Below are 16253 nucleotides of genomic sequence, written 5' to 3'. Positions count from 1 at the left end.
AGAAAAAAATGAAAATATGAGCAAGAATAAATTATTTAAAGTATTTATCATGATTGCATTTATCATGTGCAGTTGTGAGGATAATTTTGATCCGAAGATGTATGGCACATTGAATGTTTCTAATTATCCGGTGACTGAAGCCGAATACGAATCATTTATGATGACCTGCTATATGCCTTTTACTACTACATGGACTTATTGGATTGGTGCCGGTACAAGTGGCAACCAGCATGGTTGGTATATACCTGCCGGAGGCGTACTGAAATTCTTTGATTATCCGACCGATGAGATGGCGGTGTGGAATAATGGTTGGGGAGGTGGATACTACTTCCTTTCCAAAGCCGATTTCAGTCAGTGTGTCTATTATACGAGTGGTACGTTAAGTGACGAAAGGCCGAATCATTTTCCGAAAGTAAGTGAGATTTCCTACTTCACCAATGTGATTGGAACTTTGGAGAAGGCTTCTACCGAGGTCGTTTCCGAGGAACGTAAAAGGGAGTTTATTGCCGAGGCCCGTCTTTGCCGGGGATTGATGATGTATTATTTATTGCATGTATATGGACCTGTTCCTTTGATTGTTGATCCGAACGATCTGATTAATCCTTCAAAACTGGAGAATCTGGTACGTCCGACATTGCAGCAAATGACGGAATGGATTATGGCTGATTTTGATTATGCTTATCAGTATATTGCAGATACGCAGCCGGAACAAGGACGTTACAATAAGGACTATGCACGTGTGTGCATCATGCGGCATTGCTTGAATGAAGGTTATTATATGTCCGGTTATTATCAGAAAGCGATTGATATGTATAGCGAGTTGAAGGGGCGGTATAGCCTTTTCAAAAAAGGAGATAATCCTTATATCGAGCAATTTAAAAATGTCAATAACTTCAATTCGGAAGTGATTATGGCTGTTAGTTGTGATGAAACGGCGGATGGTACGAATAAGTCCGGTAATTTTAATCCGCTGATGATGCTCGCTACTCCTGATAATGCGGCGAGAGTGGACGATCAGGGCAATCCGACTCCTTTCTATCTGCAAGGGCAGGGATGGGGACAAACCTTTAATGTATCTCCGAAATTCTGGGATACGTATGATCCTTCGGATAAGCGTCGTGACGTTATCCTGACTAAGTATTATACGACAGCCGGAACTTGGATTGACCGGAATACAACCACATGGGACGGATTTATAATTAATAAATTCCCGGTTGAAACGGCTACGGCTTTTCAGGGGACTGATATACCGTTGGCTCGTTGGGCGGATGTCTTGTTGATGTATGCGGAAGCCGAAGTTCGTAAAAACAATGCTGCTCCGTCTGCTGACGCTGTTGCTGCAGTGAATGAAGTGCGTAAACGTGCCGGACTGGATGATCTTCCGTCATCGGCAACAGCTAGTGCCGAAGCTTTCCTGGATGCTTTACTTACCGAAAGAGGACATGAAATGTTGTATGAAGGAATGCGTAAAATAGACCTCATCCGGTTTAATCAATATGCACAGCGTACGGCGAAGATAAAAGGAGTGGCTCCTACACATCAATATGTGCCTATTCCTAATTATGCGGTTCAGCAAGCTTCGGAATCTTATGGAAAAGTGTTGGTACAGACATTCGAGCGTGAGGGATGGAAAGCGGATCTTGCGGCAGCTCGCAATTAATGTCGTCATTCATGATTGTTAAACTAGAGATCTTAAGAAAAATGAAAAAGATATACGTACTATTCATATCATCGCTATTGCTCTTTTCGTGTGCGAAAGATGATATTAGTAAGCCAAGTGAATGGCCGGAGTGGCCTACGCCTTCAAAACCTAAAATAGAAAATGCTGTATTGCGGGGGGTGAATGGTGAAACGGTTGTGGCGGCTGGTGATAAAGTTAAATTCACCGCACAGATAAGTGATGAGTATAATGATCTGGTTTCATTCCAATTATTGGTGACAATGGACGGAGCCGAGATTTTGAATTTGTCTAAGGGATTGAGCGGACGCTCTGCAGTTATTGAAGAGGAAGCAACTTTGCCTTTTGTTGCCGGTTTTCAGAACGGGCGTCCTGTGGTAACTATCAAAGCTGTAAATGATTTGGGAGGTAATGAATCGACACTGACCCTGGATGAGGCTGCAAGTGTGAAAGTAACCCGTCCGGAAACACCTTCCAAATTATACATTGTTGATGATCTCGGAAATGTATATGAAATGGACAAGGCAAATCAGAATGAATCGGATTATGGTTTTCGGACGAATGCTGCGGATCTTGCAGGGATCGGAGATCATTTTAAAGTTGCCGAGAAGGTGGTAAATAATAAACCGGACTATTCCGGTCTGGTTTGGGGGTATGCGGATGATAAAATATCCATTGTGACGGATGATGCGGCAGCTTCAATACCGACTCCTAAGGTGGGAAGTTATACATTGGAGAATATCACTTTCGATATGTTGTCTTTCCTGGCTGATAAGACACTGACGTATAGTATTGATATTGATAAATCCCGGTTCTTTGATGTGGGAGGAGGATATATCCAGTTGGATGTTGAACTGGTGGAAAGTGCCAAGGTTAATTTTATCGGCTTTGGTAATGATGTCACCAATATGCTCCGGCCGGAATTCTTTAAAGATGTTTCTGGTGCCAAGGCAAAATTCGATGGTCCGTCGGTACTTTATAACTTGAAATACAATACATCAAACGGTTTTATGTATATGGAACGGCCGCGGGATGTGTTTTATCCGGAAGTGATGTATATTGTTGGTACCGGAGTTGGATTCCCGCGTGAACCCTATGTTGCCACACTTGCTTGGGACTTCTCATATCCTCACCAGTGGTTCTTCTTTAAGAAGGTAGGTGCAAGTGCTTTTGAGGCAGTCGTATATATCGACCAGACGATGGGATTTAAGTTCTTTAGAGGATATGGCTGGGCGCAAGAAGAGGATACGAAGAATTTGTATACGGTTGAACCGGCTAACTTGGTTACGAGAAGTGCTCCCGGTGATTTGATTCCCGGTCCTGATTTTAAAGCTGGTCTTTATACGATACATATTGATAAAGCTAGTGAAATGATACGATTGATTCCTTATAATTGAGTCGGGAATCGGGATTAATAGTCTTTAATTTAATATTCAATAGAATTATGTATATATCAATGAAAACATATAGTAAGAAGTTTCTGGTTGCATTCTTTTTTTCAATGTTGCCAATGGTGTTGATGTCTTGTTCGATGGAGCCGGAAAAAGCCTCTTTCTCTATTTCCGGAAATTTGGGGAAGTTGCAAATCAGCAATGAAGGGTTTACAGAAGTTTATTCGATAAAGTCTAATACGGAGTGGAAATTTGTTAACGAGACCGATCAGTCTTGGGCCACCATTTCCCCGGTTAAAGGGAGTGGGAACGGAAAAGTGACAATTACTGTAAGTGCAAATGCGGGAACCGGTCGTACTGCCGTATTCCGTGTGGTGCCTAATGGGGTGAAAACGCAGGAAATAGAGATTATTCAGGGAAACTCCTATATCCCGGAAGCTGATGGAGTATTTCCGATTATAGCATGGACTGGAGTGGAAGCAGACAAATCACTTGAGAAATTTCCGGTGATGAAAGCATCCGGCATTAATATTTATCTGGGATGGTATAATGATTTGGAGACAACACTCAAAGTGCTTGATGCGGCACAGAAAACCGGAGTGAAGATGATAACTTCCTGTCAGGACCTATTGTCTGTTGGTACTGCCGAAGAGGTTGTAAAAGCGATGATGAATCATCCGGCATTGTATGCCTATCATTTGAAAGATGAGCCGGAGGTGAATGATTTACCGGGCTTGGGGGAATTGGTAAAGAAGATTAAGACGGTGGATAGTCATCATCCCTGTTATATAAATTTGTATCCGAACTGGGCCTGGGGAAAAGAACTTTATTCTGAAAATGTAAAGTCGTTTATAGAGCAGGTGCCTGTACCGTTTATATCGTTTGACAATTATCCTATTGTGTCTATAAATGGGGCTCCCAGCATTGTACGGCCGGACTGGTATCGGAATTTGGAAGAAATATCAGCAGCTGCTAAAGAGGGTAATAAACCTTTTTGGGCATTTGCACTTGCACTTTCTCATAAACTGGATGAAACTCATTTTTATAAAATACCAACATTGCCCGAGTTGAGATTACAAGTTTTCAGTGATTTGGCTTACGGCGCACAGGCAATCCAGTATTTTACTTATCGCGGACTTCAACATGATGAACCGACCGAAGTATATGATTTGGTCAAGACAGTTAATCAGGAGGTGCAACAGCTTGCAGGTATATTCTTGGGAGCGCAGGTTATTTCAGTGTCTCATACCGGAAGCGAAATACCGGAAGGAACTACGGCGTTGGGAAGTTTGCCGGCCCCTATAAAATCGTTGACAACGAGTGATACAGGTGCTGTTGTTTCTGTATTGGAGAAAGGTAGTAACCAGTATCTTGTAGTTGTAAATAAGGACTTTCGTAATGTGATGAATCTGGCAATTGATGTGGATGGTTCTGTAAGCAGAGTGCTGAAGGATGGTTCAACTGTAAGTCCGGATGGTTCTACGATAGCGGTTGAACCGGGGGATATGGTTATATTTACATGGAGAAAATGAATAAAGGTTTCTAATTAGATAAAGTAAATTCGATTATGAAAAAGATATTACTCTTATTTTTTATTGGCATTATGTTAATTGCCTGCAGTCAGAAAACAGTCTCTGTTCGTGAAGTCTGGACAAAAGAGCAGGCCAATGAATGGTATCAACAATGGGGATGGCTCCGTGGGTGTGATTTTATTCCGAGCACGGCAATCAACCAATTGGAGATGTGGCAGGCTGATACTTTTGATCCGGTGACTATTGACCGTGAACTAGGCTGGGCAGAAGATATCGGAATGAATTGTATGCGTGTATATTTGCACCATCTGGTTTGGGAAATGGATAAGGAAGGTTTTAAGAAACGTATTAATGAATACCTTACTATTGCCGACAAGCATCATATCTCTACCATTTTCGTCTTTCTGGATGATTGCTGGAATCCTACTTACCAGGCAGGAAAGCAACCGGAACCACAACCGGGAGTACATAATTCGGGATGGGCGCGTGATCCGGGAGATTTGTATTATAAAGGTGATACGGCAGTGATACTTCCGGTCTTGGAGAATTATGTGAAAGACATTCTTACCACCTTTAAGGATGATAAGAGAATTGTGTTGTGGGATTTATATAATGAGCCCGGCGGTTCGGGTGGATATAGATACGGTGAAAGAAGTCTGCCGTTATTGCAGAAGATATTTATGTGGGGACGGATGGTTAACCCGTCGCAACCCTTGTCAGCCGGAGTCTGGGATATGAGTTTGACTAATTTGAATAAGTTTCAGTTGGAAAACTCGGACGTGATAACCTATCACACGTATGAAGGTCTGGATTCGCATCAACAGCTCATTGACACATTGAAGCAATATGGGCGTCCGATGATTTGCACGGAATATATGGCACGTACTCAAAATAGTACTTTCCAGGATATTATGCCGATGCTGAAGAAAGAAAATATCGGTGCAATAAACTGGGGACTTGTAGCCGGAAAGACAAATACAATCTTTGCATGGGATACTCCGTTGCCTGACGTAGCTGAACCGTCTTTGTGGTTCCATGATATTTTCCGTAGCGATGGGACACCTTATTCGACAGAAGAAGTGGAATGTATTCGTTCATTAACTAAATAATTCCCTTATGATAACTATGAGGAATATATGGATAATGATGTTGGGGATATGCTTGTTTGGTTGTGGGGCTGGTAAACAGCCCCCTTCCTCACAGCTCTCTTTAACATGGAAACTGGAAAAAGATAGTGTGGAAGCCAGATATTTTAAGAATACATTCTGTTTGACGAATAAAGGGAATAAATCCTTGGCTGATGATTGGGTGATCTATTTTAATCAGACACCAATTTATTATCAGCAACCTATTAATGCCCCGTTGGAAATAGAATGTATTGGTTCGACTTACTATAAAATGTATCCTACTGAACACTATCAGGCGTTGGCACCGGGTGAAACACTCTCTTTTACTATATTGAGTGAAGGAAATGTGATTAATGTATCTTCGGTTCCTGAAGGGGCTTATATTGTAGTTACCGATGAAAAAGGGAAAATGTTGCAGCCGCAAAATATTCCGATTGAGATCGGACTGTTTACGCCCGATGCCCAATGGATTCGTTCGAAGAATAGTTTTCCCTATGCAGATGGAAATTATTTGTATAAGCAGAATGATGATTTCAGCAAGCCTGTAGATTGTGATATACTTTCTCTCTTTCCTACTCCTAAAAAAGTTGAGAAGGCGGGTGGTGTTTCTACTTTCTCTCCAAAGGTAGGTCTGAAGTTTGACGGTGTATTTAAAGAAGAAGCTCTTTTGTTGAAAAAGCAATTGACTTCACAGTTAGGATGTACCGTTTCTGACAAGGATGAAGAAACAATCATTGAATTGAAGAAAACAGAACATCCTGCCACCTGTCAATGTCCGGATGAGTATTACGAAATTGTGATAAAGAATAACCTGTTGACTTTGAAAGCTAATGATGCGCATGGCATATTTAATGCTTGTCAGACATTGGTTGCTTTATTGGATAACATGAAGCTAGCTTCCTCTCCGCTCCCCAATCTTCATATTACCGATTATCCGGACATGGGACATCGGGGAATCATGCTGGATGTAGCCCGCAATTTTACAAAGAAGACGGACTTACTGAAACTGATAGATATACTGTCATTCTATAAAATGAATGTACTGCACCTGCATTTGAGTGATGATGAGGCTTGGCGTGTAGAAATACCCGGATTGGAAGAATTGACAGAAATAGCCTCTCGCAGAGGACATACTACAGATGAACTGACATGTCTTTATCCTGCTTATGCTTGGGGATGGAATGAGGCAGATACCACCTCATTGGCTAATGGGTATTATTCCCGCAGTGACTTTATGGATATTTTGAAATATGCAAAAGAAAGGCATATCAGAATTATTCCTGAAATAGATATTCCCGGCCATTCACGGGCAGCAATAAAAGCAATGAATGCCCGTTACCGGAAATATATCGATACGGATCAGCCGAAAGCGGAAGAATATCTTCTGATTGACTTTGCAGATACTTCCCAATATCTATCGGCACAAAATTTCACTGATAATGTTATTAATGTCGCCATGCCTTCTACATACCGTTTTCTTGAAAAAGTGATTGATGAAATCGGGCGGATGTATCAGGATGCGGGAGTAGAATTGCTTGCTTTCCATGTAGGTGGAGATGAAGTGCCGGAAGGCATTTGGGAAGGTTCTGCTATCTGCCGTACTTTTATGAAAGAACATGGATTGGCTAAGATACGGGATTTGAAAGATTATTTTCTGGAGCAAATTCTGGAAATGTTGGATAAACGCAATATACAGGCAGTTGGATGGCAAGACATTGTTATGAAGCCGGATAATACCGTGAACGAACATTTCAGAAATAGCAAGGTCTTGAATTATTGCTGGAATACAATTCCGGAACAGGGTGGGGATGAAGTTCCGTATAAGTTAGCAAATGCGGGCTATCCTATTATACTCTGTAATGTGGGTAATTTCTATTTGGATATGGCCTATTGTTATCATGTGGAAGAACCGGGATTGCGTTGGGGTGGTTACGTAGATGAGTACGTAACGTTTGATATGTTACCTTTTGATATTTACAAGTCTTTACGGCGGAATCTGAAAGGTGAATCTGTGGATGTAAAAACAGCCTCAAACGGTAAGCAACCCTTGACAAAAGAGGGTTATAAGAATATCAAAGGTTTGTCCGGACAAATCTGGGCGGAGACAATCCGTAGTTTCGAACAAATAGAATATTATCTTTTCCCAAAAGTTTTCGGACTGGTAGAACGCGCTTGGAACGCTCAACCATCGTGGGCATTATCTCCGGACAGTAAGGTATATGTAGATGCCAAACGAAAATATAATGCTGGTATTGTAACTTATGAGTTGCCCCGTTTGGCAAAACGAGGTATTAATTTCCGGGTATCCCCTCCAGGTATTATAGTAAAGGATGGATTACTATTAGCTAATACAGCCAATCCAAATGCGGTAATTCGGTATACCACTGACGGAAATGAGCCCAATGAAAATTCTGTTTTATGGAAAGAACCGATAAAATGTGATGCTCCATTGATAAAAGCTAAAGCTTATTGTTTGGGGAAAGAAAGCGTAGCAATTATGTTGATAAATAAATGATATATAAGTAGAAGGCTGTTTTAGTAATATTAAGATAGCTTTCTATTTATTTTGTGTGCTTTGGAAACTTTAAAATGTTGAAATCTACAGAGATTTCAGGCTCTTCTTTACAATACTCATCAGACTTAACTTGGATACATGGGATTTATTTTTAATTGTTAGTTGAAATATAAATACATTTATCATATTGCATTTTTGTTAATTTTTTCATATTTTTGCAGAGAGTTTTTTGAATATTTGTGAAGACATGAATTGTTTTGTGAAAATGAGAAGGCTTTTGTTGTTTATATTCCTTTTCATTAATGTTACTGTAAGCAAGGGACAGATCTATAAGTACATAGGACTTGAAGATGGTTTGAACAATCAGAAAATATACTATATCCAGAAAGACCGAAGAGGGTATATGTGGTTTTTGACCCAGGAAGGGGTAGACCGTTATGATGGTAAACATATCAAGCATTACACCTTTTCAGACGATAGCATGAAGCTGGATTCGCGGATTGCTTTGAGTTGGCTCTACATGGATAGAAGGGATGGCTTATGGGTGATTGGGCAAAAAGGGCGGATTTTCAAGTATGATTCGAAACATGATAAATTCGAACTGACATATGTACATCCGGAGCTGATTAGAAATAAGTCACAGGCGTTTCTTAATTACGGTTATTTGGATAAGAATGACCATATCTGGCTATGTTATAAAGACACTCTTACTTGGTATAATATCCGTACAGGAAAAATACTACATTTGGCAATACCGGTTCATGAGGAAATAACTGCCATTGAACAGACGGATAGTAACCAGTTTTTTATCGGTACGGGAAGCGGTTTGTTTCGTGTTAGAGTAGAAGGGGAAGAACTGAAGCTGGTTTCTGATGAGGTTGTGAAAAGTATTGCTGCACCTGTACATGAACTTTATTATCATGCCGTTTCACAACAGCTGTTTGTGGGAACCTACAAAGAGGGAGTACTTATATATGACATGGTTGGAACTGGAAAAATCATCCCCTGCCAATCCCCCAATAATGTAGAGGTTAACCAAATTGTTGCTTTGAACGCTCATGAACTCCTGGTAGCCACGGGTGGAAAAGGAGTATACAAACTGGATGTGAATACGGCTATGAGTGAGCCTTATATAACGGCTGATTATAGTAGCTATAATGGAATGAATGGAAACAATATCAATGATATTTATGTGGATGAAGAAGAACGTATTTGGCTTGCTAATTACCCCACCGGTATCACAATCCGTAATAATCGTTATCAGAGTTACGACCTGATAAAACATTCCCTCGGTAACAACCGGTCTTTGGTGAACGATCAAGTGCATGACGTGATGGAGGATAGTGACGGTGATCTTTGGTTCGCAACCAGTAATGGCATTAGTCTCTATCAGACTAAAACAAAAGAATGGCGCTCTTTTTTAAGTTCTTTTGATCCGATATTGGAAGATGGGAATCACATCTTTTTAGCACTTTGTGAGGTTTCTCCCGGTGTGATATGGGCCGGTGGTTTTACCTCCAATATTTATAAAATAGAAAAGAAAGGGTTTAAAATCAGCTATCTTTCTCCGGCTTCTATTGCAGGAATACGTCCCGATCAATATATTTTTGATATTAAAAAGGATTCAAGCGGTGATATATGGTCCGGCGGGTATTATCATTTGAAACGAATCAATCTGGAGAGTAAAAGCGTGCGTTTGTATCCGGGGGTAAGTTCTGTCACCACTATTCTGGAGAAAGATGCCCGGCAGATGTGGATTGGTACGAGGATGGGACTCTATCAGCTTGATAAGCAATCTGGAATTTATCAGTATATTGACCTGCCCATTGAATCTCTTTATATATGTGCATTATATCAGAGAGAAGACGGTATTTTGTATATTGGTACTCGCGGAGCTGGACTTCTTGTTTATGATATCGATAAAGGGAAATTTGTGCATCAGTACCGAACTGACAATTGTGCGCTGATTTCCGATAATATTTATACGATTCTTCCACGTCAGGACAACAGCTTCTTGATGGGGACGGAGAACGGTATTACAATTTATTCACCCGAGGAACACTCCTTTCGTAACTGGACGCGGGAGCAGGGCCTGATGAGTGTCAATTTTAATGCAGGTTCTGCCACAGCTTACAGTAATAGTACCCTTGTTTTTGGTGGTAATGACGGTGCTATCAGGTTCCCGACAGACATACAGATACCGGAACCGCATTATTCGCGTCTGTTGTTACGTGATTTTATGATAGCCTATCATCCTGTTTATCCGGGTGACGATGGATCTCCTTTGAAGCAGGATATTGACGAAACTGATCGATTGGAATTAGCCTACGGACAAAACACGTTCTCCCTTGATGTAGCTTCTATTAATTATGATTATCCTTCCAATATTCTTTATTCATGGAAAATTGACGGTTATCATAAAGAATGGAGTCGTCCGAGCTATGATAATCGAATTCTTGTCAGGAATTTGCCTCCCGGTAGCTATACGTTACAAATTCGTGCCATATCCAATGAAGAGAAATATAAGACTTATGAAACGAGGAGCATCCAGATCATTATTACGCCTCCGGTATGGGCCAGCATGTGGGCCATGGTGGGATATGCAATCCTGTTGCTGTTGGTTATGATTATCATATTCCGTATTGCCATGTTGCACAAACAAAAGAAGATTTCGGATGAGAAAACACGGTTTTTTATTAATACAGCTCATGACATACGTACACCGCTAACATTGATAAAAGCACCGTTGGAGGAGGTTGTAGAGAATCATATGGTGACTGATAAAGCATTACCCCATATAAGTATGGCTCTTAGGAATGTGAATACATTACTTCAACTGACGACCAACCTGATAAACTTTGAACGGATAGACATTTACTCTTCTACCCTTTATGTCTCTGAGTATGAGCTGAACTCCTATATGAATGATGTTTGCGCCACTTTCCGCAAATATGCCGAGATGAAACATGTTAGATTTGTTTACGAAAGCAATTTCGACTATCTGAATGTGTGGTTTGATAGTGACAAGATGAGTTCTATTCTGAAAAATATTTTGTCAAATTCGTTGAAGTACACGTCAGAAAATGGTAGTGTGTGTATTTGTGTTTATGAGGAAGGAGCTACTTGGAACATTGAAGTAAAAGATACAGGAATTGGTATTCCTTCATGTGAACAGAAGAAATTGTTCAAGAACTATTTTAGAGGTAGCAATGTTGTCAATCTGAAAGTAACGGGTAGTGGAATTGGGCTTATGTTAGTGTATAAACTGGTTCGGTTGCATAAGGGAAAGATTCAGATCCAAAGTACTGAACAACAGGGTACTTGTGTTCGGATAACTTTTCCGAAAGGAAATAAGCATTTCCATAAAGCTAAATTCATTTCCCCTAAAGAGGTGGATGAATGTCCGGAAGCTACCATGTTGGGTGAAGCTCCGAATTTGTCGGTCATGAAATCGCCACAGATGAACAGCTCTTCGCAACGTGTTTTGGTAGTGGAAGATAATGATGATTTGCGCAATTATCTTTTTGATATGCTTGCTGTGAGTTATAACGTTCAGTCTTGTTCTAATGGAAAAGATGCACTTGTCATTATACAGGAATTCAATCCGGATCTTGTCATATCCGATATAATGATGCCCGAGATGAGTGGGGATGAACTATGTTCAACTATAAAGAGGGATATTGAAATGTCTCATATTCCAGTCATTTTGCTAACCGCACTAGGGGATGAGAAAAATATGCTTGGAGGACTGGAAATCGGAGCGGATGCTTATATCACCAAACCTTTTAGTGTGGGAATATTCAAGGTTACCGTTAAAAACATACTTGCGAATCGTGCATTGCTTCGTCAAGCTTATAATAGTATTGAAGATGAAGAAAAGCATTTACCAGCCAATTGTTCTAATACTTTGGATTGGAAGTTTATAGCTTCAGTTAAAGAATGTATAGAGAAGAACATGGGAGATCTGGACTTTACTGTGGATATACTTAGCAGTCAGCATCATATGAGTCGTACGAGTTTCTACAATAAATTAAAGGCATTGACCGGTTATGCCCCGGCTGATTATATCCGGATGATACGTTTGCAACATGCTGCACAGTTGTTGAAACAGGGCGAACATACAGTAACGGAGGTTGCTGATATTGTTGGATTTTCGGATGTGAAATACTTCCGCGAAGTATTTAAAAAATATTATGATGTAAGTCCAAGCAAGTATGCAGAGTCGGGAAAAGATGTCGTTTCTTCGACAACCAATTCGGCAAATATAGAATAGTATGTGAGGTGAATAAACATTATTTTATTTCTGGTTGTTATGTTCTGTAAATAGAAACAGATTATGCCGGATGAAAGTAATAATGATATTTTTAGCTGTTCTGTTTTTCCCTGTTGCTTCTCTACTTGGACAAAGTGAAATTCAGAAATATGCAGGTACGGCTATGCCATACCCTTCAGTAAAGGAACTTCCCATTTTGAATCATGAGGGTATGATGCCTTTTTATATTAACCATTTGGGAAGACATGGAGCACGGTTTCCAACTTCGGGAAAGGCATTAGAGAAAGTTAGAGATAGACTTATACTGGCGAAACAGGAGAAAAGGTTGACTGCAAAAGGACTGGAATTACTTGCTACGGTATTACAACTATCCGACAATTTTAAGGACCAATGGGGGAAGTTGTCACCAATAGGAGAACAGGAGCAAAAAGGAATAGCAGAACGTATGCTAGCACGTTATCCTGAACTATTTGTAGGTTCGGCTCGGGTTGAAGCCATAGCTACCTATGTTCCTCGTTGCATTAACAGTATGGATGTTTTTCTTTCCTGTATGAAGAAGCGCGATTCCTTGCTGGTTATACGGCAAAGTGCAGGAGAGCAATATAATTCCCTTCTCCGTTTTTTCGCTTTGAACAAGTCTTATATTCATTATAAAGAGAAAGGAAATTGGATTTCATTGTATGAATCATTTGTCCGGGATAAAATAACGGTCATTCCTGTCATGGAAAGATTTTTTCTTATTTCGGGGCAAGAAACAGAATTGGAAAGCCGGGAATTTGTCATGGCTTTATTTTCAATAGCGGCAATCCTCCCTGATACGGGCCTGCCTTTTGATATGAAAGACCTTTTTAAAAATGAAGAATGGTATAATTATTGGCAAACACAAAATTTACGGCAATATATGACTAAAAGTGCGGCACCGGTAGGAAGAATGTTGCCGGTTGCAATTGCGTGGCCGTTGCTTTCAGAGTTCATTCAAACTACAGAGAGAGTAATTTACGGTCAATCAGATAACCGGGTAAATCTCCGTTTTGCACATGCGGAAACAATTATCCCTTTGGTGGCTTTAATGGGGATAGGAAAAACTGACATGCAGATAACAGCGTCCGATTCTGTATCCATTTATTGGAAAGATTATGAAATTGCTCCTATGGCTGCCAATGTGCAATGGGTTCTTTATCATGATCAAAACGGTCAGGTCTGGATTAAAATACTTTTGAATGAAAAAGAAGTAGCTATTCCGGTGGCAACATCTCGTTTCCCATATTATCAGTGGGAAGAAGTCCGCAAATATTTTGAACAACGAATAATAATGTCGAGAAAGATACTTTCCAATTTTCGAAATGAGACTGACTAATCAAAAAGCCCTGTAAGAATGTTTTTTCTTGCAGGGCTTATCTTTATGGAAAAGAAATTATTTATAGCAAATTGTTGGAGCCAAGTATAATCAACATGGTATATCCTAGTATTAGTCCGATAATTCCCATAATGATACCGACTTTTTCCATATCCTTTTGCTGAATCATACCCGTAGCATGTGCCAGCGCGTTAGGAGGGGTACTGATGGGCAATATCATTGCTAATGATGAACCGATTGCTACTCCGATCAATAAAGTTTCGACTCCACCTAATGAAGATAGGTTTTCACGCATACTGCTTCCCGCAATAGCAAGAATAGGGACTAGCAATGCCGCAGTAGCCGTATGTGAAATGAAATTTGCCATGGCATAACAAATCAGTCCGGAGCCGACAATCATTAGTGCAGGAGGCCATGTGTTGAAGGGGATAGCTTCAATCATATGTTTGGCTAGTCCTGTTTCTTGTAGGGCAACACCTAGTGCGAATCCACCGGCTACCATCCAGAGTACACTCCAACTGATTTCTTCCAGGTCACGTTTGGTGATAACTCCTGTTATACAGAATACGGCTACCGGAATCATGGCTACTACATTGGAATTCACTCCTGTCACTTTGTCAAACATCCATAGGACAACAGTGATAGCGAAAGTGATATAAACCACAATGGAACGCCAATCTTTTTTGGCTTCACCTTCGATTTGTAATTCAATATTTTTTTGTTTAAAAGGGAATAGTCTTAAGAGAATAAACCACGCAATAAACAATACAATAATGGTATAAGGCAACATAAAACTCATCCACTCTCCAAAACCGATGTTCAGGTTTAGCCCTTCCGGATCATTCAGGTATTTTAAAGCAATGGCGTTAGGTGGTGTACCGATAGGAGTTCCCATACCGCCTACATTGGCCGCTACAGGAATAGCCATGGCCAGCCCTATTTTCCCTTTACCGTCTGCTGGCAGTGCTTTTAATACAGGAGTAAGGAAAGTGAGCATCATGGCAGCTGTAGCTGTATTGCTAAGGAACATTGAAAAGGCAGCCGTAACGAGAATGAATCCTAATAATACATAGCGTGACTGTGTTCCGAAAGGTCGCAGTATGACACGTGCCAACAATACGTCCAGTCCGCTTTTGGTTGCTGCGATGGCAAGTATGAACCCACCTATAAATAGCATAATGATAGGATCGGCAAAGCAGTGCATAATGGACTTATATTTGACTGTCTGCCCTAACTCATCAGCTGAAATATTTTGCGTGAGGAACCATAAGCTACTGTCAGAAACGGTAAGTAATAGTAATACAACAATCAATACGGAGGTTGTCCATGCAGGGATAGCTTCGAATACCCACATCAGTGTGGCAAAAATAAAGATGGAAATAAGTCTTTGTTCTATGACGGTTAATCCTTCTATTCCAAATGTGCCAATAGGGAGGAACCATAAAATAAGAGAGAGAGTAATAGCTACGGTTAACTTTATGCATCGGGTTACTGTCCGGTTTTTTGCCAACCGTTTGGCTTTTTTTAAATCCTGATAAGCTTCCACTAAATGGAAACCATGAAAAATTTTGTACATAATATTAGGTTAAGATAAAATTAAAAAAACGGTGCAAAAATAACTTTTTATTCCATATATAGTTATTCGAAGATAATTTTTTTTCTAGTCAAAGTGTCTTTGGAGATATTAATATAGATATTAGGTTAATTAGGACAAATTCTCTAAATTTGTGCCATTAACTTGACTAATACATCCATGGAGCATACTGAAACTTTAATAGTGGAGCAGTTGAAGACAGGCAATGAAGATGCCTATCAATACATCTATGACCGTCACTATGCCCTGTTGTGTCATGTCGCGAATGGCTATGTAAAAGATCAATTCCTCGCGGAAACTATCGTCGGAGATACTATTTTTCATTTATGGGAGATTCGTGAAACGCTGGAGATTTCCGTTTCCATCCGTAGCTATTTGTTGAGAGCCGTCCGTAATCGTTGTATCAACTATCTTAATTCAGAATGGGAAAAGCGCGAGATTGCGTTTTCATCTCTAATGCCTGATGAGATCACAGACGATAAAATAACGATATCCGATTCGCATCCGTTGGGGACATTGCTGGAGCGTGAACTGGAAGAGGAAATATATAAAGCCATTGATAAATTGCCGAACGAATGTCGCCGCGTGTTCGATAAAAGCCGTTTTGAAGGAAAAACATACGAAGAAATTTCTCAAGAGTTAGGCATCTCTGTCAATACGGTTAAGTATCATATAAAGAATGCATTAGCATCTTTACAAACGAATCTAAGTAAATATCTGATTACTCTACTTTTATTTTTTTTCGGGTAAAAACGAAAAAAAGTCATTTTTAGACTACCCTCAATT

General features: G+C 40.2%; 9 protein-coding genes. 8 read left to right on the top strand and 1 reads right to left on the bottom strand.

Annotated features, from left to right (window positions below; genetic code table 11):
* The first annotated feature begins 16 nt into the window (after window positions 1-16).
* From H8796_RS02035 to H8796_RS02005, 7 genes are all read left to right on the top strand, one after another.
* Window positions 17-1660 (top strand): RagB/SusD family nutrient uptake outer membrane protein, encoded by a 1644-nt coding sequence (locus tag H8796_RS02035; RefSeq protein ID WP_233530314.1) that lies wholly within the window; start codon window positions 17-19, stop codon window positions 1658-1660.
* On the top strand, window positions 1660-3075 hold the full coding sequence (locus tag H8796_RS02030) for a hypothetical protein (protein ID WP_117936654.1): 1416 nt from the start codon (window positions 1660-1662) through the stop codon (window positions 3073-3075). The genes H8796_RS02035 and H8796_RS02030 overlap by 1 nt, the downstream gene beginning before the upstream one ends.
* A 47-nt stretch (window positions 3076-3122) precedes the next feature.
* The gene (locus H8796_RS02025) at window positions 3123-4601 is read left to right on the top strand and encodes a BACON domain-containing protein (protein ID WP_117936652.1); all 1479 of its coding nucleotides are present in this window, start codon (window positions 3123-3125) and stop codon (window positions 4599-4601) included.
* Between the two features lie 35 nt (window positions 4602-4636).
* Window positions 4637-5710 (top strand): cellulase family glycosylhydrolase, encoded by a 1074-nt coding sequence (locus H8796_RS02020; RefSeq protein WP_117936651.1) that lies wholly within the window; start codon window positions 4637-4639, stop codon window positions 5708-5710.
* Window positions 5711-5717: 7 nt separating this feature from the next.
* On the top strand, window positions 5718-8243 hold the full coding sequence (locus H8796_RS02015) for a family 20 glycosylhydrolase (RefSeq protein ID WP_187343924.1): 2526 nt from the start codon (window positions 5718-5720) through the stop codon (window positions 8241-8243).
* 247 nt (window positions 8244-8490) lie between these two features.
* The gene (locus tag H8796_RS02010; protein ID WP_187343923.1) at window positions 8491-12516 is read left to right on the top strand and encodes a two-component regulator propeller domain-containing protein; all 4026 of its coding nucleotides are present in this window, start codon (window positions 8491-8493) and stop codon (window positions 12514-12516) included.
* Between the two features lie 70 nt (window positions 12517-12586).
* On the top strand, window positions 12587-13873 hold the full coding sequence (locus tag H8796_RS02005; RefSeq protein ID WP_117971883.1) for a histidine-type phosphatase: 1287 nt from the start codon (window positions 12587-12589) through the stop codon (window positions 13871-13873).
* Between the two features lie 61 nt (window positions 13874-13934).
* Here the strand turns inward: H8796_RS02005 and H8796_RS02000 are convergent, their stop codons facing one another.
* Window positions 13935-15449, bottom strand: a complete 1515-nt coding sequence (locus tag H8796_RS02000; RefSeq protein WP_117971880.1) for an SLC13 family permease — start codon at window positions 15447-15449, stop codon at window positions 13935-13937.
* 177 nt (window positions 15450-15626) lie between these two features.
* Here H8796_RS02000 and H8796_RS01995 point away from each other — a divergent pair, with 177 nt between their 5' ends.
* Complete coding sequence (locus tag H8796_RS01995) at window positions 15627-16217, top strand: RNA polymerase sigma-70 factor (protein WP_117971878.1); 591 nt, start codon at window positions 15627-15629, stop codon at window positions 16215-16217.
* Window positions 16218-16253 lie beyond the last annotated feature (36 nt).

The sequence above is a fragment of the Bacteroides sp. M10 genome, assembly GCF_014334015.1.
In the GTDB taxonomy this organism is placed as follows: Bacteria; Bacteroidota; Bacteroidia; order Bacteroidales; family Bacteroidaceae; genus Bacteroides; species Bacteroides intestinigallinarum.
Note: the sequence above shows the minus strand (reverse complement) of the source record. Positions and strands in the feature narration are given on the sequence as shown.